Source organism: Blautia sp. DFI.3.45, assembly GCF_020593505.1.
Classification (GTDB): Bacteria; Bacillota; Clostridia; order Lachnospirales; family Lachnospiraceae; genus Blautia_A; species Blautia_A wexlerae.
This window is the reverse complement of record NZ_JAJDMI010000010.1, coordinates 57250-81199: the sequence shown is the minus strand read 5'-3', so window position 1 is coordinate 81199 and position 23950 is coordinate 57250. Positions and strand designations below refer to the sequence as shown.

Annotated in this window: 16 protein-coding genes; 14 read left to right on the top strand and 2 right to left on the bottom strand. The window is 40.4% G+C overall.

Annotation, left to right across the window (positions count from 1 at the left end):
- The first annotated feature begins 154 nt into the window (after positions 1-154).
- The 11 genes from LJE09_RS05830 to LJE09_RS05785 all read left to right on the top strand — a co-directional run bounded on the left by LJE09_RS05830 (position 155) and on the right by LJE09_RS05785 (position 18775).
- A complete protein-coding gene (locus LJE09_RS05830) occupies positions 155-523 on the top strand; it encodes a diguanylate cyclase domain-containing protein (RefSeq protein WP_227311043.1) in 369 nt (122 codons plus the stop codon).
- A gap of 59 nt (positions 524-582) precedes the next feature.
- Positions 583-12198 (top strand): SpaA isopeptide-forming pilin-related protein, encoded by an 11616-nt coding sequence (locus tag LJE09_RS05825; protein ID WP_227311041.1) that lies wholly within the window; start codon positions 583-585, stop codon positions 12196-12198.
- A 185-nt stretch (positions 12199-12383) separates the two neighbouring features.
- Complete coding sequence (locus LJE09_RS05820; protein WP_227311040.1) at positions 12384-14264, top strand: sensor domain-containing diguanylate cyclase; 1881 nt, start codon at positions 12384-12386, stop codon at positions 14262-14264.
- A gap of 197 nt (positions 14265-14461) precedes the next feature.
- Positions 14462-14611: a 50S ribosomal protein L33 gene (rpmG, locus tag LJE09_RS05815; RefSeq protein ID WP_025578252.1), complete on the top strand. Its 150-nt coding sequence runs from the start codon at positions 14462-14464 to the stop codon at positions 14609-14611.
- A 52-nt stretch (positions 14612-14663) separates the two neighbouring features.
- Positions 14664-14873, top strand: a complete 210-nt coding sequence (secE, locus tag LJE09_RS05810; RefSeq protein WP_008705380.1) for a preprotein translocase subunit SecE — start codon at positions 14664-14666, stop codon at positions 14871-14873.
- 15 nt (positions 14874-14888) lie between these two features.
- Positions 14889-15404 carry a transcription termination/antitermination protein NusG gene (gene nusG / locus LJE09_RS05805; RefSeq protein ID WP_008705379.1) on the top strand — a complete coding sequence of 172 codons (516 nt, stop codon included), beginning with the start codon at positions 14889-14891 and terminating at the stop codon, positions 15402-15404.
- A gap of 70 nt (positions 15405-15474) precedes the next feature.
- Positions 15475-15900 (top strand): 50S ribosomal protein L11, encoded by a 426-nt coding sequence (gene rplK, locus LJE09_RS05800; RefSeq protein ID WP_008705378.1) that lies wholly within the window; start codon positions 15475-15477, stop codon positions 15898-15900.
- 61 nt (positions 15901-15961) lie between these two features.
- A complete protein-coding gene (gene rplA / locus LJE09_RS05795) occupies positions 15962-16654 on the top strand; it encodes a 50S ribosomal protein L1 (protein WP_008705377.1) in 693 nt (230 codons plus the stop codon).
- A gap of 477 nt (positions 16655-17131) precedes the next feature.
- Entirely contained in the window at positions 17132-18127 is a 996-nt protein-coding gene (locus LJE09_RS05790; protein WP_227311038.1) for a D-alanyl-D-alanine carboxypeptidase family protein, read from the top strand.
- A complete protein-coding gene (locus LJE09_RS19120; protein WP_349826297.1) occupies positions 18124-18189 on the top strand; it encodes a DUF6783 domain-containing protein in 66 nt (21 codons plus the stop codon). The genes LJE09_RS05790 and LJE09_RS19120 overlap by 4 nt, the downstream gene beginning before the upstream one ends.
- Before the next feature lie 241 nt (positions 18190-18430).
- On the top strand, positions 18431-18775 hold the full coding sequence (locus LJE09_RS05785) for a hypothetical protein (protein ID WP_226852791.1): 345 nt from the start codon (positions 18431-18433) through the stop codon (positions 18773-18775).
- A 92-nt stretch (positions 18776-18867) separates the two neighbouring features.
- On the opposite strand, the gene LJE09_RS05780 is transcribed toward LJE09_RS05785, so the two are convergent.
- Together LJE09_RS05780 and LJE09_RS05775 are read right to left on the bottom strand one after the other, a co-directional pair.
- Entirely contained in the window at positions 18868-19413 is a 546-nt protein-coding gene (locus tag LJE09_RS05780; protein ID WP_008705373.1) for an NADH peroxidase, read from the bottom strand.
- 259 nt (positions 19414-19672) lie between these two features.
- Positions 19673-20086: a Fur family transcriptional regulator gene (locus LJE09_RS05775; protein ID WP_008705371.1), complete on the bottom strand. Its 414-nt coding sequence runs from the start codon at positions 20084-20086 to the stop codon at positions 19673-19675.
- Between the two features lie 409 nt (positions 20087-20495).
- Here LJE09_RS05775 and LJE09_RS05770 point away from each other — a divergent pair, with 409 nt between their 5' ends.
- From LJE09_RS05770 to metG, 3 genes are all read left to right on the top strand, one after another.
- Positions 20496-20885, top strand: coding sequence for a nucleotidyltransferase domain-containing protein (locus LJE09_RS05770; RefSeq protein ID WP_118330464.1), 390 nt, complete (start codon positions 20496-20498; stop codon positions 20883-20885).
- Positions 20863-21243 carry a HEPN domain-containing protein gene (locus LJE09_RS05765; RefSeq protein WP_118330465.1) on the top strand — a complete coding sequence of 127 codons (381 nt, stop codon included), beginning with the start codon at positions 20863-20865 and terminating at the stop codon, positions 21241-21243. The genes LJE09_RS05770 and LJE09_RS05765 overlap by 23 nt, the downstream gene beginning before the upstream one ends.
- A gap of 504 nt (positions 21244-21747) precedes the next feature.
- Positions 21748-23730 (top strand): methionine--tRNA ligase, encoded by a 1983-nt coding sequence (gene metG, locus LJE09_RS05760; RefSeq protein WP_081017142.1) that lies wholly within the window; start codon positions 21748-21750, stop codon positions 23728-23730.
- Positions 23731-23950: the final 220 nt, after the last annotated feature.

The following is a 23950-nucleotide window of genomic DNA, read 5'->3' as shown; positions in this document are numbered from 1 at the left end:
CTGACGATACAAAAATTTATTATTTTTTATTGTCCTCTTGACGGGGAGCATACCAGATCCGGAGGGTGTTTTTTTCTGCGAATACACGGTATTCAGAGAAATCTACCGCCTGGAAGCCAGAAGAGCTTTGCGCGCCGGGATCACAGAATATGTTATGCTTCTTACCATTCGGCTGGATTTGCAGGATAAACAGGCAGATCCGGCCAGGATACAATATTACAGGAAAAAAGCCAGCACAAAACTCTGGCAGGTGTTGAAGAAATATCTGCGGATGGGAGATGTGGTTGCCAGGTACAGTGATGAGCAATACCTGGTAATGCTTCCTTATTGCAATTACGAATCTTCACAGAAAGTGGCGAGAAGAATTCTTTCCAATTTCAGAAAAGTAATGGGCAGTCAGAAAATAACTGTTAAGGTAGAAACAAGGGATGTTTCCATGGATTATGAACTTCCCCCGGAACGCAAAGGAGGTGTGACATGGTTACATGAGAAGAAGAGTAAGACGACAGAGACAATGATATAAACACACAGGACAGCTATCAAAAATTTATAATAAAATAAAAAAGACAGGAGGAATGGTTTATGGAAAAGACCAGAAAGTGGCGCAAAATACTTGCTATGATGCTGACAGTAGTTATGATGCTGCAGAATGCACAGTCAGTTATGGTATTTGCAGATGTCACAAATGAACAGATTGAACAGCGACTTGCCGGTAATCAGGGACAGACTGAAGAAACACAGCCGGCTCAGAGTCAGGTCGACACAAGAGCAAACGGAGAGGAGTATAAGACGCAATCCCAGGAAACGCAGGAAAATGGGAATGGCAGTACAGATATCGGAAGCCCGGAATCAGGAAATGCAACAACTGAGGCAAAGACTTCCAATGCAGATGTATCTGCAACCATTACCCAGAGCGTGTTCCAGGCAGATGTCAGTGGAACCACCTGTAACTTCGTGCAGATGACCGCTCAGATTACAAATAATGACGCTGAGAACCCTGCAACAGGTGTAAGCGTTAAAGCACTGCTTAATTCTGCACAGCTGAGTTGGGTAAACGGATACGGAACCGAAACAGCAGGTGCAGGTGCCTATGCGGTAGACAGCAACAATACAGCTGATCTTCCGGATGGAAGTGCCGACGGCTATGATCAGATTGTTATGTGGACTGACCAGACAATCGGCGCAGGTGAAACTGTTGCCTACCAGTTCGCAGCCCAGATCATCCCGGAGAACCTGGATGGCGTAGTAAATGCATGGTATGTGGATGGAACATCCTGCAGCTATACATGGGAGAATACGGAGATTCTTGTGCCTACACAGGCACCGGTGGAACCTGCACCGGAAGTTGCTCCACCACAGACAGAACCGGAGGAAAAACCGGAAGTTAAACCGGAGGAGACTATACCGGAAGTGACTGAAGCACCGGAAGTAACACCGACACCGGAAGTAGCAGAAGTCCCGGAAGCGACACCGACACCGGAAGTAACAGAAGTCCCGGAAGCGACACCGACACCGGAAGTGACAGAAGTCCCGGAAGCGACACCGATACCGGAAGTGACTGAAGTCCCGGAAGCAACACCGACACCGGAAACTACTCAGGCAGTTGATGATGACAAACAGGCAAAACTTGATGAGCAGAACAAATTGTTGGGACAAAGTAAGGATCGCCTTAAGATAAAAAAAGCTAAAGCTCCTAAGGCACAGGCAAATGATGCAGATACTGAAGATGACCAATCAACTGCTGTGAATGCTGATAAAAAGATGACACAGGAAAATTCCGAAGTTAATAGCTATCCTGGAGATTTGGAAACTTTTTTTCATGGCATTACTATGGAAATGAGAGATGCTTCTGGAAACTTAGTTACAGGATACAATCCAACTACAGATTTAACAGGTGGAAGCTTTTCTATTCATTTGCCATTTGGAGAAACGGTAACTCCTGAGAAGCAGATGGATTCAACACCTAATTTAAAGTATAAATTACCGGATACCTTAAACATTTCAGCGGATATTCCGTGGACTCCGTTGGCATGGAAAAGCACAACACCTCAATCAATACGGGATATATATGCTAATCCGGGATTTTTTATGGTAGATGGAACAACAAATACACTTTATATTCAGATGAATCCGGATTTAGTAAAGGATTATGATAATGTAGAAGGTACAGTTGATTTATCAGGAAGTTTCAAAAAAACATCTGGTCAAACAGAAGAAGTTACAATTGGTGATACAAAATGGACGTTAAAGTTTGATGATGCTATACTTAGTGCTTCTAAGAGTGTTTCCAGATATGATGAAAATGATGGTTTTACATTTACAATAGATGTTACATCATTTGGCAATCCTGCAGGTACGACGATAGAAGATACAATGGAGAAGAATCTTGTATTAACACCTAATTCAGTAGAAGTAAGTACTGATGGTGGAAATACTTGGAACTCGCTTACATATACAGCTCCAGACGAAAATAATAAGTTCACAATAAACTTATCTGATGAATTATTAAAGGCATCACAAGATGAAAATGGGAAAACGGTAAGTAAAAATATAAAAGTCAGATATAAAGCTACGATTAATTCTGAAAATATTGTACCAGGTACATCTGTAGATCAATTGGGAAATACAGCAGTTATTAAATATGATGGAAATAAGCAGACTCAACCTCTGAAAGCATATGGAAGCTACAAGATAGACTGGATAAGAAAAGCTGCTGGAACTTTTGAAAATGGCAGGATAAAATGGACATTAGTAGTTAACAAAGATGCAAAGGCAGATGTTAATGGTCTTGTTGTTACAGATACATTAGTTGGCACAGGTCTGAGATATGATAAGAGTTCAAAAATTGAAGTGTTTGTGGATAATGCTTCAACATCTAGTAAAGAATTAGGGTGGAATGATGTAACATATGGCCATAATAATAGTGGACAGGAAACATGGTCATATACAATTTCTGAATCCGGAAAGCATAAATATACTTTTGTGTATTATACATTAACAACACCTGGTTTAGACACAAAGCAATATGGAAATATAGGTGAAGTTTCAAAAGGTGCAAATACAGTTAAAACAGATGTTGTGTATGGACCAGGTAGCGGAAGCGAAGGAACAGATGGCATACTTTCTAAGAAATTTGTTACAACAAAAGATATAGATGGAAATAAATATGCCAAGTGGGAAGCAACTATCAAAGTTCCTGCTAATGGTTTGAAAAATGCAGTCTTTACTGATACCCTTTCAGATGGACATGTGTTTGTTACAAATGAGATAGGAGACACAGAACCTAAAATTAAAATTGAAGGTATAAATGCAGAAACGCGTGCAAAGACAAAGATTGCTTTAACTGATAATAATAAAGTAATGACAATTCTTTTTGGCAATTCAGAGAGTACTTCTGAATTGCCTTCAGGCGAGAACAATCAGGGGTATACTGTTACGATTACTTATTATACAAAGCTGGAAGTAGCAGAAGGAACAGTATCGAATGAAGCTAGAATAACTTCAACAACCAAAAATGAATTTGTTGATGCAGAAGAAGAGATAAAACCATATTCTTTTGGAAAATCTGGAAGTGTTAATAGTGAAAATTCCAGACTATTGGACTGGAGAATAACGTTAAGTAAAGGTTTGGGAGATATTGATGAAAACGCCTTGACAGTTACGGATACATTAACGGGAAAACATAGTTATAAAGATGGTACGGCCCATTTATATAGATGGACAGGAAATGCTGGAGAAGGAACACCTTCTGATCTCACATCTAAGGGCTTGACTGTGGATTCAAGTAATAAGAAAAAAGTTATATTTACTGTTAGTTATCCATTGTCTGATAAATATACTTGGACAATAGATTATCAGTCTGAAATTGACAATGGAGCTGGACAAAATGATACGTTATTTAGTAATAATGCAGTATTTACTCTGAATAATAAGCCAATAGGTGGGGAAAATGGAGTTACTGCCAGTATTGACACGAACGCGACTAGAATCGTAAAACATTTGCTTAATAAAGACGAGGTTAGCGTAGAAAATGCTTATAAAGCTAAGTATTCAGTTGAAGTAGACGGTTATACTTTGGATATTAAACAGGATCAGAATTATGAATATGTTATTAAAGATTATTCAGATACCAGTGTAAATATTCAGGAAAGTACAATTAAGGTAACTGATATAGAAAAACCCAACCAAGATGTCAAATTTGGATATGTATATAATAAAGATATACAGAAAGACGGTAAAAAGGTAAATGAGTTAATAGTATCTATTAATTCAACGGGACAGCATAAATATAAATTAAGTTATGTTGCCGTTATTAGTCCAAATGATGATTATAAAGTCGGAGCTGACAATAAACTTCATTATTCAAACTGGGCTGAATTCGCTGCCAAGACATCTAAAGATGATGCTGATGTAACAATTTCAGCTAATGGTTCTGCAGAAGGCGGAGTAACAGAAAAATATGTTACTATATATAAGATTGATAAACAGGATAATACCCCATTAAGCGGAGTAAAATTCCAGTTAGAGTGGTGGAATGGAACTGATTGGGTAGCTATTACTGATGTTGCTGAGACGGCTGGCGAGGGAACGGGCAAAGGAAAAATTACATTTGCACAGAATACTTCTAATTTACCGGATGGACTTGGAACTATTTGTGGAGTCAAAAAGGGGTTTGAGTTAAAGTCTGGTCAAAGATATAAATTTGTGGAAACTGAGGCACAGAACGGATATAAAATTTGTAAACCATGGGAATTTATATATGATAATGCTTCTGCTGCCGGTAATAAACTTTCTAATCAAGGTGAGCAGACAATACCAAATGAAAAAGTTATTTCTGTAAAAGTAATTAAGAATTGGAATGAACAGTCCGCTAATAATCCAACAAGTATTAATGTAACGCTTAAAGCAACTGTTAATGGAAATGATTATCCATTGACTAATGTTGAGACAGAAAAAACTTTACAGGCTAGTACGAATCCTCTGGTTAATTGGACATATACTTGGGATAATCTTCCAAAGTATGATAGTAACAACAATGAAATTAAATATGAGGTAGTAGAAGAGTCGAATACATTAGAAAAATATGATGCCACATATGATTATTCTCCGGACACAGAACAGAATGGAATTACTACCAGAACAATTACAATTACAAACTACAAAAAATCAAACAACACAAGCATTGATGTAACTAAAGTTTGGAATGACAATCATAATTCTGATGAAAGCCGTCCTGATAGTATATCAATGCAGTTATATAAGTCGGTTGATGGTGGTGAAACATGGAAAGCTGTTGGACAGGATCAGGAGTACAGTTATAATGTAAAAAATACGGATGGAACTGTTACTACTTGGACATATACATACAATGGAAAAATTGAATTAACATCAAGAGATAAAAAAGGTAACAATGATGATGAATGGTACCATAGATGGGATTATCTTCCGGCGAAAACTGAAGCAGGAGTGACTATTTCGTATAAAGTAGAAGAAATATTAGATACCAATAATGGCACTAAGATAGTTGATTCAGATACAAACATTCCAAGTAAAAAAGATGGTAAATATTATAAACTAACAAGTGTTCAAAAAGAACCTGAGAATAATCCATCAAGTTATACATTTACTAATACTTATAAATATGAAAAAGTAAGTATTCCAGTAGAGAAAAAATGGAATACGAATGGAGATAGTTCTGCGAAAATTCCAGAGAGTATTAATGTAAAACTTGTTGCAACAGTTGAGGGCGGTAGTAATTTATCTCTTGCACAAATAACTGGAAAATCAAGTATTCAAGAAACGATACAATTAAATAAGAATTCTGACTGGAAGGATACAACAAGCTGGACAGATCTTGCGAAATGCTATAACGGAAAGGAAATTGTATATAGTGTGACGGAAGAGGGAACGCTTCCAAATGGCTGGAACCTTACAAGCAATAGCAAGGATAAAGACGGAACGTATGTTTTAACTAACACTTATTCAAATCTTATTTCTGTTTCAGCAACCAAAGTATGGGATGATAACAATAATCAGGATGGCAAACGCCCAAATAATGTTACATTTACATTGTATCGTCCGAAACTTAACGACAAGGGAACTTACGAAACTACAAACAAGGGAGAGAATGACATTATTATTGATAATGTGGTTTATACTCCATATGCAGCATCTGACGATAAGGCATCGAAAGTTTCCAATGGTGATAAGAAAAAGGTCCAATGGAATCCTGTAGAATGGAATAAGCTGGAACCAAAATGGGGATATGTATCTGGTGCTTCTGAAACACTTAAAGACACAGAGATTCCATATATAGTACGTGAGAATGAAGTAAATGATTATACAACAGAAATAAAGAATCCAGATAATAACAAAGCTTTTATCATTACTAACAAACATACACCTGAAACAACAACAATACGAGTAACTAAGAAATGGGAGGATAATAGTAATCAGGATAATAAACGTCCTGAAAGTATTACTGTAACATTAAAAGCTACTATATCTAAAGATGGGAAAACTCAGGACGTAACGAATAGCATTAAAGTACTTACGGGTAATAATTCTAAAAAATCCATGTCTGCTGATCCTAATGATCCTAAGGCTAATCAGTGGGGCTCGATTGAATGGAAAAATCTTCCAGTTTACATGGATGGAAAAACAATTTCCTATTCAGTAGAAGAAGTATCAATTACTGATTATGAATCAGAAGTTACAGAGCCAACATACAATGATACAGATAAAGTCTATGAGGTAACTATTACAAATACTCATAAAGCAGATTTGGTTAGCAAAACTGCAACTAAAGTATGGAATGATGATTCTGACCGTGATGGTAACCGCCCGGATAAGGTAAGATTCCAACTATATAAAGTTGTTAATGGAAAAGAAACAGCAGTTGAAAAAGATGGCAATGGTAAAAACGGTTCACAAATAGTAACAGTTACAGGTCAGAGTAATGCAGATATATGGACAGTGACCTGGGAGAAATTACCGAAGTTTGAGGACGGTACAGAGATTAAATACATTGTCAAAGAAATGAGTCTTACAGGTACAGGTGAAATTTCTAAAGAAGAATTAGGTAAATATAGTAAGGCTTCAAATAAGGATGGACTGACTATTACAAATACCTATAAACCAGAAACTGTAAATAAAACTGTTAAGAAATTATGGAACGATGGTAACAACGTCAGCAAGTTAAGAAGTGATATTGAAGTAACCCTGAAAGCACAGATTGATATTAGCAAAGATTCAAAGAATCCAGAGTTACAGTCTGTAGATGTAAGAAAGTATGATGAAAGTAAAAACACCTTTGTTGATGCAGAAGAAACACAAATCCTTAAATTAATTGATGGAGAAAGCGCAACATATACTTGGGAGAACTTACCGAAATATTGGCGTTGGACAGATGGAAAAACTTATCTGATTAAATATTCAGTGGAAGAAGTTGCAGATACAATTCCAAATGGGTATACTCCAGAATATTCTGAGGAACAAGATAATACATTTGTAATTACCAATAACTATACTCCAGAGACAACAAGTGTAGAAGTAAGTAAGATATGGAATGACAACAACAATTCAGATGGTGTTCGTCCGAAATCTATTAAACTTCAGTTGAAGGCAGACGGAAAAAACTCATATAATACATATGAACAGACATTGGACGCAAATGGTAAATGGGATGGAAAGAGTTGGACAACAGTTCCTCATGAACTTGGAATAGTAGAGGTAACACCTACGGATTATACTGTTTCTCCATGGATTATAACTCCGAATGAGTGGAAGAATCTTCCGAAATATCAGCTTGATGATGCGGGCAATAAGAAAGAAATTAAATATACTGTTGAAGAGGTTGATCTTGATAGCCATTATAAAATGACTTCAAATGAAGTTAATGGAAACAGAATAGAAATCGTCAATACACATGAAACGGATAAGATTTCTAAACAGTTAATTAAAACATGGTTTGATGATAAAGATGTTAAGCGGCCAACAGGAACTGTAGATTTTAAATTATATATGAAGGTTTATGACACTGCTAAAAAGGATTATACGGAAATGCTTCCTGTAGATGATGAAACATTTGAGAGTCTTGATCCTGATAATAAACAGAATGTTCTTCCAGTAACAAATAAACCAATTCAAAAGGTTTCTATTCCTGAGAAGGGCAAGGATGATGATACAGTTACCTGTTCATGGAATGATCTTCCGAAGAACTTTAACGGAAAACCAATTATATATGAAGTAAAAGAATTAAATGTTCCTGCTGGATATCAGGCAACAACGGTAACTAATACTTCTGACCATACAACAATTTACAATAGAACTGCTGAAATTGAAATAAGCAAAACAGATATTGCTGATACAGATGCAGAACTTCCTGGAGCAGAACTGAAAATTTTTGATGAAACTGGTGAAAACGTACTTGAGTCCTGGACATCTACAAATAAGGCACATAAGGTAACGACAAATTTGGAAGCTGGTAAAACTTATATTCTTAGGGAAATTACAGCGCCTGATGGATATACTGTTGCAGCAGATGTGAAGTTTAAAGTAAATGAAGATGGTTCTATAACAAAAGTTGTTATGAAAGATAAACCGATTGAGGTTGTAATTTCAAAGACTGATGTTAGTGGAGAGAAGGAACTTGTTGGTGCTGAATTTAAGATTATTGATCCTGAGAAGTCAAAAGATGAAAAAGGATATTTGATTGACAGCTGGACCTCAGATGGAACAAAACACAGAGTTAGTACAACTAAGATAAAAACTGGTAAAGAATACAAGTTGATTGAAACAAAGGCTCCGAGTGGGTATACTCCGGCAGCGGAAATAATCTTTACAGTCAGTGCAGTTGGAGATGTACAGATAAATGGTCAGACGATGGCTGAACATTTAATTCAGGTAACAAATACTAAGAATGAAATTAGCTTTGCAAAACTGGATAAAACTACCAGCACTGAAGAAATTCCAGTATATGTAAAAGGTGCAGAACTGGAAGTCAGAACAAGTACAACAAACAAAGACAATAAAGTCATACCATCAGACACAATTGCAGTAACTGCAGATGGTGAAGAACTGAAATGGACATCAGAAGAATCACTGAAAACAGTAAATGGTCTTGCAGCAGGAAATTATTTCCTGGTTGAGACAAAAGCACCAGAAGGTTATAAACTTGCTGAGGCGGTACCATTTACAATAACTGCTCAAGAGGCTGGAACAGAAAATTCAGATCCGATTACAGTTAAAATGTATGATGAGAAGACAAATGTTTCTATTCTTAAGGTAGATAAAGAAGGTAAAGCCCTGAGTGGTGCAACACTTGAAATTCAGGATGCTTCTAAGAATCCAATCGAAGGACTGAGTTGGGTTACAGATGATAAAGCTCATGACATTACAGGTAAACTTACCAGTGGTCAGAAATATTATCTGGTTGAGACTAAGGCACCGGATGGTTATACAATTGCAGATCCAGTTGAATTTACACTGAATGATGATGGTGAGGTTGTTGTTAATGATAAAGTTGTTGAAAATGGTCAGATAACAATGAAAGACATCCAGACCAGTGTTACTATCAGTAAGAAGGCAATCACTGGTGAAGATTCTATTGGAGGAGCAAAACTTCAGATTCTTGATTCTGAAGGTAAAGAAGTAGTAAAAACCTGGGAAACTGAGGATAAGAAGGATAAAGTAGTTACCGGAGTGTTAAAAATTGGTGAGACATATACTCTTCATGAGGTAACACCGCCGGCCGGATATGCAAATGCAGACGATATCAAATTTGTTCTGACGGACAAAGGAGAAATTGTTATTAATGACAAAGTTGAATCCGCTGTAGTAATGCGAGATGCCAAACTTCAGATCAAGGTAAGCAAGAAGGATATCACCGATACAGATGAACTTCCGGGAGCAGTCCTTCAGATTCTGGATAAAGCAGATAACAGCGTGATTGCAGAGTGGAAAACTGCAGACAAACCTGTAATCATTACAGAAAAAGACTGCAAGAAACCACTTGTTGCAGGTAACACCTATATTCTTCATGAGAAGACAGCACCGGACGGTTATGCATATGCAAAGGATGTTGAGTTTACAGTTCATGTAGATTCCATCGAGGGCAATGAGCAGTTAGTAACCATGCACGACGCTAAAAATGTAGTAGTAGTTTCCAAGACAGACCTGGCAGGTACCAAGGAGCTTCCTGGAGCAAAATTACAGATTCTGTCCAGCGATGGCAAGACAGTTCTGGAATCTTGGACTTCTACAAATGAGGAATATAAAGTAACTAAGAAACTGAAAGCAGGTGAATCTTACATCCTTCGTGAGACTGAAGCTCCTGACGGATATGCAATCGCAGACGATGTGAAGTTCACAGTAAACAAAGATGGTTCTACAACGAAAGTTGTAATGAAAGATGCACAGACAAGCGTAACAGTAAGCAAGACAGACCTGACAGGCGAGAAAGAGATCGCAGGTGCGAAACTTCAGATTCTGAACAAGAATGGCAAGGTAATGGAAGAATGGACATCTGATGGTAAGACTCATGCAGTTACAGCAGCACTTGTTGCAGATGTAACTTACATTCTTCATGAAGTAAGTGCTCCGGCAGGATACAGAACAGCTAAAGATATTGAATTTACTGTTGATAAGACAGGAAAGACAACCAAGGTTGTAATGAAGGATGCTCCGACCAAAGCAAGTATCCTCAAGACTGACGAGAGCGGCAAAGCACTCAGCGGTGCACAGCTCGTAGTGAAAGATTCCACCGGTAAGGAACTTGACAAGTGGACATCTGACGGAAAGGCTCATGAGATCACAGGTCTCCTCACAGTAGGCGAGACCTACACATTAAGTGAGGTTTCAGCTCCGTCCGGCTACACAGTGGCTCCGGATCAGACATTTAAGATGGAGGATAAGGACGTAATCGAAGTTACTATGGTTGACTACCAGGCATCTGGTTCCGGTCAGATCACAGTAACCAAGAAAGTTACTTACGCAAATGGCGGTGATTTCATAGATCTGATCGCTCAGGACGATACCTTCTATGTAAATCTGTTTACAGATGCAGCAGGTAAGTATCCATACAAGGGAGCTCTCCCGCAGGCCATTCATCTGGTAAATGCTTCCGCAGGAAGTGTAACCTTCAGTGATTTGGCACAGGGCACCTATTATGTATATGAGACAGATGCAAACGGCAATGTGATTAATCTTGATCAGCAGGGTATGCACAATGGATCACAGTTTATGTGTACAGTTGATGGCGGTTCCAATACCGTGAAACTGGATCTGAAAGCTGGTCCTAAGGAAGGTGCTGTAAACCTGGAGAATGTATTCTTTGATATTCCTACAGGTTATTCCTATAAGGGCGAGATCAACATTAACAAACAGGTATTGAAAGGTACCACACAGACAACTACGGACGATACGTTCTATGCAGGTGTCTTTACAAAAGGCGATGATGGTGTTTATAATCTGTTCACGGTAGTAACGCTGGTACAGAATGACACAGTTACTGTTGAGGTTCCTCTTGGAGGCAAAGACGGTACAGAGCCGATCAACTACTGCATTCTGGAAACAGATGCAGACGGAAATATTCTTGACCTTGATGTCTTTGAATATGAAGTAACCGGTGAAGGTACAGTTGCTTTAAGTAAGGATAACCTGGCCGGTAACATCAACCTTGTAAACAAAATTCCGGAAGATACAGACGGTAAGCTTCGCGTACAGAAGACTGATGGAAATGGTGTCGGTCTTGCAGGCGCAAGTTTCAGACTGACTGACGAGGACGGATCTGTGATCGATGAGTGGACATCCGAGGCAAGTGCTCATGAATTAGAACTTGAACCGGGTACCTACACTCTGACAGAGGTTCAGGCTCCGACCGGATATACAGGTGCAGGAAGTGTAACGATCAAAGTTGATGATGATTATAACTTCTCTGTAAGTGGAGAAATTGATTATTCTTACAAGGGTGGTCTGCTTAAGATTGTCAACAAAGCTACAACGAGTACTCCGTCATCAGGAACTCCTGTAAGCGGAGGTTCAACACCGGCTTCTTACAGCAGTGCACTCAGTGGAAAGGTAGCAGTCAAGACCGGCGATAACACCCCGATCGGTGCTTATGCAGCAGTTCTTGTAATCGCAGCCCTTGCCATTGCAGGCGGAATCTTCTACAAGAAGAAAAGAAAAAATGATAAATAAGTAACAACAGAGCGGAGTCCGTTTGCGGGCTCCGCTTTTCATATGTGCATAGTGACGTTCTGTTTGACAATCTCTCCACAGGTCCATATAATGAAATACAAGACATAACTGCCAGTCTGTAGAAAGGACTGGCAGTATATGACTTTATCATAGGCAGAACGAGAGCGGAGGAGAGAAAGCTGCGTATGAAAAGATTTGATGATAAGAACGGCACAGATGATAAAAAGAAGCGAAAGCGGATTCTGTTTATGGCAGGAATGATCGCAGTGATTATCATCACAGCTGCCTTATTTTATTTTAACAGTTTTGTGATGAGAACAGAGAATTCCAGAGCCAGAGATTCTCTTCTGGAATGGACAGAGCAGAATGCAGCACTTGTTGGAAGCCGGATTGATATGTACTATGATCTTCTGGAGTGTGCGGCAGATTATATCAGTGATATGCCTTTAGATGAAGTACAGACAGAGGAGATGCTGAGGGAGAAATTTCATCGTCACACAGAGAAGTTTGATTCGCTGAAGATTATCAGTGAGGATGGCCGTTGCGTGCAGGACGGACAGGCTTATTCCCTGAAAGAATACTTCCTGATGGCTATGTTAGGTAACAGGGGGCTGGCAGAAAATGGATATTCCTATGTAGATGGAGTGATATTGTCAGTACCTGTCAAAAATGAGGCACAGCAGATTAAGGGAGTGCTCTGTGGGACGCTTCCGTGCAGCAGTCTGGACGTATATGGAAAGGCAGACCGTAGAAAAGGATATGCAGGGCTTTTTGTGATGGATAATCATGGAAAATATATTGTGTCTGATGGCGGCAATGACACTTTTGGTAATGATTTCCTGACCTGGCTGGAGGGGCGTGAACTGAGTCTGCCGATTTCCGATATTAAGTCCCAGATGGACAGTGGATTCCGATATTACTTTGCGATTTCAGATGAAGATGGAGATTATATGGTGACTGCGGCACCTGTGGACGGTACGAAGCTGTTTGCAGTAACAATGGCTGATAACAGGTATATTCATCAGGCAGGACTCAGATACCGGATATGGGTATTTGTGATTACTCTGGTGATCATCCTGAGTCTTATAGTAGTTATTGGAGTTTATCTGTATTTTCGGCGTGAGGACAGGATCGCTATCCGCAATCTGAACCGTCAGCTTATGCTGAATGAGGAAACTTACCGCATCACAGCAAGGGAGAGTGACCTGTGCGTTTTTACTTATGATGTGGAAACAGAACAGATACAGTTTCTGAATGACAAATATCAGAATCTGGGACTGGATCAGTCAGAGCTCAGCGTACCGGTCATGCTTCGGAAAATCAGGGAGATCAATCCGGAAACCTGTTCTGTGATCAGGGATATATTTGCCAGGGTAGATTCTGCTGAAGCTTTGCATTCACAGAAGGTGAAGGTGTGGGCAGGAGGACGTATGCGGTATCTGCAGGTCAAGACTACGAATCTGTACGATGAATTGGGAAAAGTGTCCCGTATGGTCGGCAGTATCGAGGATGTTACGGATATGGAGAATGATATGCTCAAGCTTCAGAAGGAGGCAAGGACGGATCTTCTGACAGGTGCCATGAACAGGGCAGCGGGCACATCTGCCATAAACCGGATGCTTGTGCAGGAACTTCATCCGGGATGTGTAAATACTTTTGCTATTGTGGATCTGGATAATTTCAAAACGCTCAATGATGTCATGGGACATATGTGGGGAGACAGGGCTCTCTGCGAGGTTGTCCTGATCATGAAGAAGCATTGCAGGGCTCAGGACATCGTCTGTCGTCTGGGCGGTGATGAGTTTGTGGTATTTCTGCCGGATATGACCAGGGAAGCGGCGGAGGAGAGTCTGCGTGTACTTTCTGCGAAGCTGCATATTGATTATGTGAAAGAAAACCTGGAGGTAATGATCTCCGCATCTATGGGGATTGTTTTCTCAGATGGAAGAGATATCACTTTCCAGGACCTGTATGAGGAGGCAGACGGATGTCTGTATCAGGTGAAACGTACCTTCAAGGGTTCCTATCATATTTCAGACAGAGCCGACCGGGTAAAGGCAGATTAGGGAAGCTCCTGTAAAAAATATGCGATGAAATATAGGCATAAATAATAAGAAAAGACTTGACTTAGGCATGCCATGTGTGATAAACTTGACAAGCGACATGGAAGTTAGGTCTTTTTTTTATGCCCGAAAAGATGACGGATACATCGTCCGGCATGAGGAAAATGACCATGCAAATGAAAACACTGGAGGTGGAAGTTGTGCGCGTTAAGATTACATTAGCATGTACCGAGTGCAAGCAGCGTAACTACAATATGACTAAGGAGAAAAAGAACCATCCTGAGAGAATGGAAACTCAGAAATATTGTAAGTTCTGCCGCAAACACACTCTGCATAAGGAAACAAAGTAATCCAAGGTAACTGGACGAAACAGTTACTCACAGAGAATTGTGAGGTCAGGCTATGCAAGGAAATGAAAAATCTGCTGGCAAGAGCCAGAAGAAGAGTTGGTTTCAGGGACTTCAGTCAGAATTCAGGAAGATTGTCTGGACAGACCGCAATGAACTGATTAAGCAGACTATCGTGGTAGTTTGCGTGTCGATCGTGCTTTGCGTACTGATCAGCGTCATGGATTCATTTATTCTCGAAGGCATTAATCTTTTAATGAAATAAGGATAAGGTGATTGTATGTCAGAAGCGAAATGGTATGTTGTTCATACTTATTCCGGGTATGAGAACAAAGTAAAAGTCGATATTGAAAAAACCATCGAAAACAGACACCTGGAAGACCAGATCCTTGAAGTTCGTGTTCCGCTGCAGGAAGTGGCTGAGCTGAAAAACGGGGCTCTGAAACAGGTTCAGAAGAAAATGTTTCCTGGCTATGTACTTCTCAACATGGTTATGAATGACGATACATGGTATGTTGTCCGTAACACCAGAGGTGTGACAGGCTTCGTTGGACCAGGGTCCAAGCCGGTACCGTTGACCGAGGAAGAGATGCTTCCTCTTGGTATCAAGAAAGAGGAAATTCAGGTCGATTTCGCAGAGGGTGATACAGTTGTTGTCACAGGCGGTGCCTGGAAAGATACCGTTGGTGTTATCACTGCCCTTAATGTGCAGAAACAGACAGCAACGATCAATGTTGAACTTTTCGGCCGCGAAACGCCGGTAGAAATTAGTTTCGCAGAAATCAAACAGATGTAACAAGCAAAGGTAACAATATCGTGGGAGGGACCATAAACCCCCGCCAATACCACATAGGAGGTGCCGAAAAATGGCAAAGAAAGTAACAGGATATATCAAATTACAGATTCCGGCTGGTAAAGCAACTCCAGCACCACCTGTAGGTCCAGCTCTTGGACAGCACGGTGTAAATATCGTTCAGTTCACAAAAGAGTTCAATGCAAGAACAGCAGATCAGGGAGACTTAATCATTCCTGTAGTTATCACTGTTTATGCAGACAGAAGTTTCAGCTTCATAACCAAAACTCCGCCGGCTGCAGTTCTTCTTAAGAAAGCTGCTAAGATCAAATCCGGTTCCGGCGTACCGAACAAGACAAAAGTTGCTAAGGTTACTAAAGCTCAGGTTCAGGAAATCGCTGAACTTAAGATGAAAGACTTAAATGCAGCATCCCTTGAAGCAGCTATGAGCATGATCGCTGGTACTGCAAGAAGTATGGGAATCGAAGTAGTTGATTAATTTTAATATTAAATAGTAAGTGGGAGGGCGTTCCCCGCAAATACCACAGGAGGTTATAGAAATGAAACGAGGAAAGAAATACGTGGAAGCTGCTAAAGCAGTAGACCGCGCTACATTATATGATACCGCAGAAGCTATCAGCTTAGTTAAAAAAGCTGCAGTTGCTAAATTTGACGAAACTATCGAAGTTCATATCCGTACAGGCTGCGATGGACGTCATGCAGACCAGCAGATCCGTGGTGCAGTAGTTCTGCCACATGGTACTGGTAAAAAAGTTCGTGTTTTAGTATTCGCTAAAGATGCTAAAGCTGAAGAAGCAAAAGCAGCAGGTGCTGAATTCGTAGGAGCTGAGGATCTTATTCCGAAGATTCAGAACGAAGGATGGTTAGACTTTGACGTTGTTGTTGCAACTCCAGATATGATGGGTGTTGTAGGTCGTCTTGGTCGTGTACTTGGACCGAAAGGTTTAATGCCAAACCCGAAAGCTGGTACAGTAACAATGGACGTTACTAAAGCAGTTCACGATATCAAAGCAGGTAAGATTGAGTACCGTCTTGATAAAACCAACATCATTCATGTTCCGGTTGGTAAAGCATCCTTTACAGAGGAACAGTTAAGCGACAACTTCCAGACGCTGATCGATGCTATCGTTAAGGCTAGACCAAGCACACTGAAAGGTCAGTATTTAAAGAGCGTTGTTATTGCTCCGACAATGGGACCTGGTGTGAAGATCAACCCGATGAAATTAGCATAATAGATTTTAGCAATTTAAGACTCTCGGAGATGCTCCGGGGGTCTTTTTGCGTTTCTTTTTGGGGGTGGCGGGTATGGGGACGTGCAGGAAAATATTTGTTTTCTGATACGGCTGCGGAGGCAGGAATACTAAGCTTCCGGAAATTTGCTAAAACCATGCCGGAAAAATTCAAACTCGCTTCGCTCAGACAGTGAATTTTTCCGGCATAACGCAAATTCCCGGAAGCTAAGTATTGCTACACCTCCTGTAGATGTATCAGAAAACAAATATTTTCCTGCGCTATACAATGGTAATGGTTTCGCGGGCGGGGAAAACGGAAAGGTATTGGATATAGGGAGAAAGATGCAATGTATGGGTGTGCAGGAATGGAAGATTACAGGATTTGGTAAGGGTGTGTTATAGTAGGGGGATGAATTAGAGATTTGTTAGATATATTTTTTCTGAGCAATGTTATAGAGGCAGACAGGAGGCGTTATTGTGGCTGGCAGGAGACAGAAAAAGAGCGGTGGAAGAAGTTATGCATGGAGATACCGGGGCAGGATTGTGGCTTGTGTGTTTGTTGAGGTGATCATTATCTGTGCGCTGGTTATCATGATCGGATGGAATAAGGGCGTGAAGGAGTGGTTTGAGCAGTTTGAGCAGCCGGTTCTGAAGGAAGTGGATATCAGTGGAATTAACAGTCCGAATGCGATCCTGATGCAGGCCAGGGGAGGTAAGATTCTGGGTGAGATTAACGGGGAGGCTCAGATTTATCCGGCTTCTATGACGAAGATTATGACTGTGATACTGGGGATTGAGAATTTTGATAATCTGGATGAGAAGATTACTCTGACGGATGAGATGTTCGCCGGATTGTATGAGCAGGATGCTACGCAGGCAGGTTTTCAGCCGGGGGAAGAGGTCCGGGTGATTGATCTTCTCTATGGTGCGATGTTGCCTTCGGGGGCAGAGTGCTGTATTGCGCTGGCAGATACAATCAGTGGTTCAGAGGCGGATTTTGCGGAGCTGATGAATAAGAAAGCAAGGAAGCTTGGAATGGAGAATACTCATTTCTGTGATTCTACAGGGCTGCATAATCCGGATCATTACAGTACGGTTAAGGATATTGCTGTTTTGATGAAGTATTGCATTAAGAATGATACGTTTCGTGAGATTGTGGAGACCTCCAGACATTCTACCGGAGTTACAAATATCCACCCGGATGGAATTACTTACTACAGTACAATGTTTAAAAATCTGTCTGATCCGACAGTCACAGGTGGAAAAATCCTCGGTGGCAAGACCGGCTATACCAGTGAGGCAGGGCACTGTCTGGTGAGTTTTGCGGAGATTGAGGGCAGGGAATATATCTTTGTTTCCGCAGGTGCTTCCGGAGCAGATGGAAATACGATTCCGCATATTCAGGATGCTGTGACTGTTTATAACAGGGTTGGTGCGGCGATTGAGGCGAAGATGAATGATAATAATAAATAAAATCTCCCACAAATTGTGACGCACATCTTGTGGGGAGCATTTTCGTTACTGTTCACTGGTAATATCCCGCGAGGTGTTTTTTGTGAGCAAAGATCACAGAAAACCCGAGACATACCGCGCGAATTTATGCGATCAGCATAAATTCTGTGCATCGCGAAGCGTGTTACTGTGAACGGAGTGAACAGTAACGCATTTTCCAAATACACTCTAATGTTTATAGATTTTTATAGACATATTTTTATGTATGTGATATAATCAATCACATACAAAAGAACGATACGGGCTACAGAGGAGGTGAAAGTGGTGACAGACAGACAAATACTGGAAGCTGTTTTGACAGAGGTCAGAGGATTTGGGACGCGAATGGATAAATTCGAAAGTCGAATGGATAAATTCGAAAGCCAGATGAACCGAATGGAAGAAAGTCAGAAGCGTTTTGAAGAAGAGACCAGAAATAACTTTGCAGATATCAAACTGCATTTGGAGAACATAACGGATAGGAATATTTCTATCCTTGCAGAGAATCATCTGAATCTTATCAATAAGATGGATGTGTCGGCTACCTGGATGAACAGGATTATGATTAATGAAGTTAAGATGAATGCTCTGACAGATCAGGTTGCCAGACTTCAGGCGAAATCCAGTTAAGCTTCCAATGATGAAAATACGAACGGATAAAAAGGGAGAACCTCAATGGTTCTCCCTTTAAAAGGTTTATTTTATGCGATTTTCCGATAGAATTATTCTCCGAAATATCTCTTAAGAAGACCAGCGAATGCTTTTCCATGTCTTGCTTCATCTCTTGCCATTTCATGAACTGTATCATGGATAGCGTCAAGGTTAGCAGCTTTTGCACGTTTAGCAAGGTCTGTTTTACCAGCTGTAGCACCGTTCTCGGCTTCTACACGCATCTGAAGGTTTTTCTTTGTGCTGTCTGTTACAACTTCACCTAATAATTCAGCGAATTTAGCAGCATGTTCTGCTTCTTCATAAGCTGCTTTTTCATAGTATAAACCGATTTCCGGATATCCTTCTCTGTGAGCAACTCTTGCCATTGCAAGATACATACCAACTTCAGAGCATTCACCCTGGAAGTTTGCTCTTAAATCAGCCATGATGTCTTCGCTGGATCCCTGAGCAACACCTACAACGTGTTCAGCAGCCCATGACATTTCGCCATCCTGCTTTACGAATTTATCAGCCGGTGCCTTACATACAGGACAGGCTTCCGGAGCTTTCTCACCTTCATAAACATAACCACATACACTACATACCCATTTTGTCATAATTAAAATCTCCTTTTCTTTTTAATGAATTTATTAGGGATGCCAGAAAATAAATTGATTATCTCAGCATCGTTTAGTTCTTACTGCTTTCCGTCTGTGCGGCAGAAAAAGTAATTTTTTAATAATAGTAATTATTACTATTTTCTGTGACTTTAGATTACCATACTTGATTGAAAAAGTCAAGTTTAATTTTAGCTTTTTTGCAACTTTTTATCATTAGTTGTTATTCCCAATTTGGCCACTAATGATGTAAGCAAAACTACTTTGAACTATCAGAGTTGCCTTCTGTCTCTTTCAGGCAGTCCTCACACAGGCCGAAGAATCTGGCACTGTAATCAGTAATCTTTCCTTTGAAGTTCTCACCTGCAAGATCCATAATGTGGTGAATTCCCTCGCTCTCAAGGTCGATGATCCGCTCACATCTGATACACATGAAGTGGCAGTGCCTCTCGGTCCGCCCGTCAAAGTGATCCGCTCCGGCGAAAGAGGAAAGCTTCTTAATCTCTCCCAGATCAGCCAGCAGAGATAAGTTGCGATATACCGTACCGAGGCTGATATTCGGATAGATGAGCTTCATATTCTCATATACCACATCGGCAGTAGGATGATCTGTTCTGGTTCTTAGAAACTCTTTGATCGATTCCCTCTGACGGCTGTATTTCAGTGTCGCCATGGTATTCCTCCCTTCCCTGTTTACTCGCAAATGATTTATCATAACTGTTCAGGATAGTTGCAGTTATAATCTGTTCAATAACGATAATCATTACTGATATTGATACTATACAATATTGGATTGAAATTGTCAAGATATAAAATTATTATTTTATAGAATTGTTATAGTTTGGTTACTGTTTACACAACACTGTCCCGCGAGGTGTTTTGGCATGAATATGCCAAAATCCCGAGACATACAAGCCAAAATTCCATTGCCGCAGGCAATCTGGAATGAATTTTGGCTACGTTACTGTGAACGGAGTGAACAGTAACATAGTTTGGAAAATCTATTTTACAACTCTTGTACACAAAACAAATACAGGATATAATATTACAAATAAAATACTTTCAAAAAAGGGGGAGCCTATATGACTAAGACAAGAACAGTTCCACTTTTTTACAAAAGAAAAACAGCAGATCAAAAAAAAGAATGGAGAGTATGTATTCAAGATCCATTTGAAAATTGTGAAAAGATATATCCTATACAACAGAAAAAAGTAAAACAAATGATAAATAATATAAAAGAAGACTCTAATGTGGAAAAAATAGTTGTATTTGGATCAAGTGTACAGGATACATGTCACATGGGAAGTGATGTGGATTTTTACATTGTACTGAAACAGGATCAGAAAATTACTTTTAAAGAAACACTGTCATTTATGTATGATATATGGACAAACTATACGGTGGATTCCCGTATGTATGAAGAAATAACAAAGAAAGGAGTTACCGTATATGAGCGAGACATTGCTGGATAAATCGATAAGCAATTATAATGTTGCTGTTATGATTCGTAATCAAATGGGGAGTGACGAAGCATATTTAAATTACATTGGTTATCATTTACAGCAAGCAGTAGAACTGAATCTGAAATATCAGTTAGAGATGTCAGGAATTGAATACCCTAAAACACATGATATAGATCAGTTACTGCGAATAGGAAAAGAGAATGGTGCAGACCTTTTGGTGACAGAATATATAGAAGACCATAGTGAAATGTTTTCCCTGTGGGAGGCAAGAACTCGTTATGTATTAAATTACCATCTGGAAGAACGGAAAATTGATGTAGCACTAAAAGGAGTAAAGGAACTTCTTGATAAGACATCAGATCTATAAAAGCGACAACTTCAATGTGGGTTTACAAATCCACCAAAATGTGCTATATTTTCCCTATAACAGGAGATAACTATTTCCTATAGCTAACAGCGTTCCACGATCATAGAGCGGAGTGCTGTCATGAAATAACACAAACTCATTGAAGAAGAGAGTAGATCCGCAGACCGTATTACAGAGAAATCCCCATGGATCACATATCACAGATTCAAAGGCTGAGAGGGATATGCAAGGAGCAGGTTGAAGATGGCTTCCGAGAGGCACTGCTGAGAGCCAACAGCTTTAGGCAGCGACAGGCACGCCTGTTACAGCGTAGAGGTATCACAACGTACCTCCTAAGGTTTCCCCGCGTGAGCCCGGAAACGAACAGAAGTGGTAACACGGGTAATACTCGTCTTCTCAGATAATCTGAGGAGACGTTTTTTATGTTATAGGAAATTACTCTGTAATGTTCCTATAACATAAAAAAGCCCTCCGGGCAGGATCACACTGCGACGGAGCGTCCACATTCAAAAAAGGAGACAACAAACCATGGAAAAACAGAAATACTACATCACCACCGCCATCGCCTACACATCCGGCAAACCCCATATCGGCAACACCTACGAAGTCGTCCTTGCCGATGCCATCGCCCGCTACAAACGTCAGCAGGGCTATGACGTATTCTTTCAGACAGGAACCGATGAACATGGTCAGAAAATCGAATTAAAAGCCGAAGAAGCCGGAATCACCCCAAAAGAATTCGTAGACAACGTATCCGGTGAGATCAAAAGAATCTGGGATCTGATGAACACATCCTACGACAAATTCATCCGTACCACAGATGAAGACCACGAAAAACAGGTCAAAAAAATCTTCAAAAAAATGTACGCAAAAGGCGACATCTACAAAGGACACTACGAAGGAATGTATTGTACACCATGTGAATCTTTCTTTACAGAATCCCAGCTTGTAGACGGCAAATGTCCGGACTGCGGCCGCCCATGTGTACCTGCAAAAGAAGAAGCATACTTCTTCAAAATGAGCAAATATGCTGACAAACTTATCGACTACATCAATACACATCCGGATTTCATCCAGCCGGAATCCCGTAAAAATGAGATGATGAACAACTTCCTTCTCCCGGGACTTCAGGATCTCTGTGTATCCAGAACTTCCTTCAAATGGGGAATTCCGGTAGACTTTGATCCGAAACACGTAGTATATGTATGGCTTGATGCCCTTACAAACTATATTACAGGAATCGGCTACGACTGCGATGGCGAAAGCACAGAACAGTTTAACAAACTCTGGCCTGCAGACCTGCATCTGATCGGTAAAGACATCATCCGTTTCCATACAATTTACTGGCCGATTTTCCTGATGTCACTGGATCTGCCGCTTCCGAAACAGGTATTCGGACATCCATGGCTTCTTCAGGGTGATGGTAAGATGAGTAAATCCAAAGGAAATGTAATCTATGCAGATGAACTGGTAGACTTCTTCGGTGTAGATGCAGTCCGCTACTTCGTACTTCATGAAATGCCATTCGAGAATGATGGTGTGATCACATGGGAACTGATGGTAGAGCGTCTCAATTCTGAACTCGCTAACACCCTTGGAAACCTTGTAAACCGTACCATTTCCATGTCAAACAAATATTTCGGCGGTGTGGTAGAAAACAAAGGCGTTACAGAACCTGTAGATGATGATCTGAAGAACTTCATTCTCTCCGTACCTGCCAAAGTAAACGAAAAAATGGATAAACTCCGCGTGGCAGATGCAATGACGGAAGTATTCACAATCTTCAAACGCTGCAACAAATACATCGACGAAACAATGCCATGGGCTCTTGCTAAGGATGAAGAGAAAAAAGACCGTCTTGCAACAGTTCTCTACAATCTGGTTGAGGGAATCTGCATTGGTGCGGTTCTGCTGAAATCCTTTATGCCGGAAACAACAGAGAGAATCCTTGCCCAGTTAAATGCACAGGACAGAGAACTGGAAGACCTTAAGACCTTTGGCCTCTATCCGTCAGGAAATAAAGTAACTGAAAAACCGGAAATCCTTTTCGCCCGCCTTGACCTGAAAGAGGTACTTGCAAAGGTGGCAGAGCTTCATCCGCCGAAAGCAGAAGAACCTGCAAAAGAAGAAAAAGAAGACGTAATTGATATCGAAGCAAAACCTGAGATCACATTTGAAGATTTCGGCAAGCTTCAGTTCCAGGTTGGTAAGATCATCAAATGTGAAGAAGTAAAGAAATCAAAGAAACTGCTCTGCTCACAGGTACAGATCGGAAGCCAGGTGCGCCAGATCGTATCCGGAATCAAAGCACACTACAGTGCAGAAGAAATGGTAGGTAAGAGGGTTATGGTAGTCACAAACCTGAAACCAGCCAAACTTGCCGGTGTACTCAGTGAAGGAATGATCCTCTGCGCAGAAGATGCAGACGGAAACCTTTCCCTGATGGTACCGGAAAAGGAAATGCCTGCAGGTGCAGAAATCTGCTGATCTTTGTATTACTGAGAACAAAGCGAACGGTAGCGAAAATGTGTGAAAACTTACGAATATTATCTTGACAAATACACTCTCAAAAGCTATATTAATATTTAGATAAAGGGGAGTGACTGACTCATGAGTATTCATGGTGTCGTCAATTTCGGTGGGTAAAGACTCCAACCGTATCGTGATGAACAGGCGAGGCTTTTATTGTATGTTCCCGTACAATAAG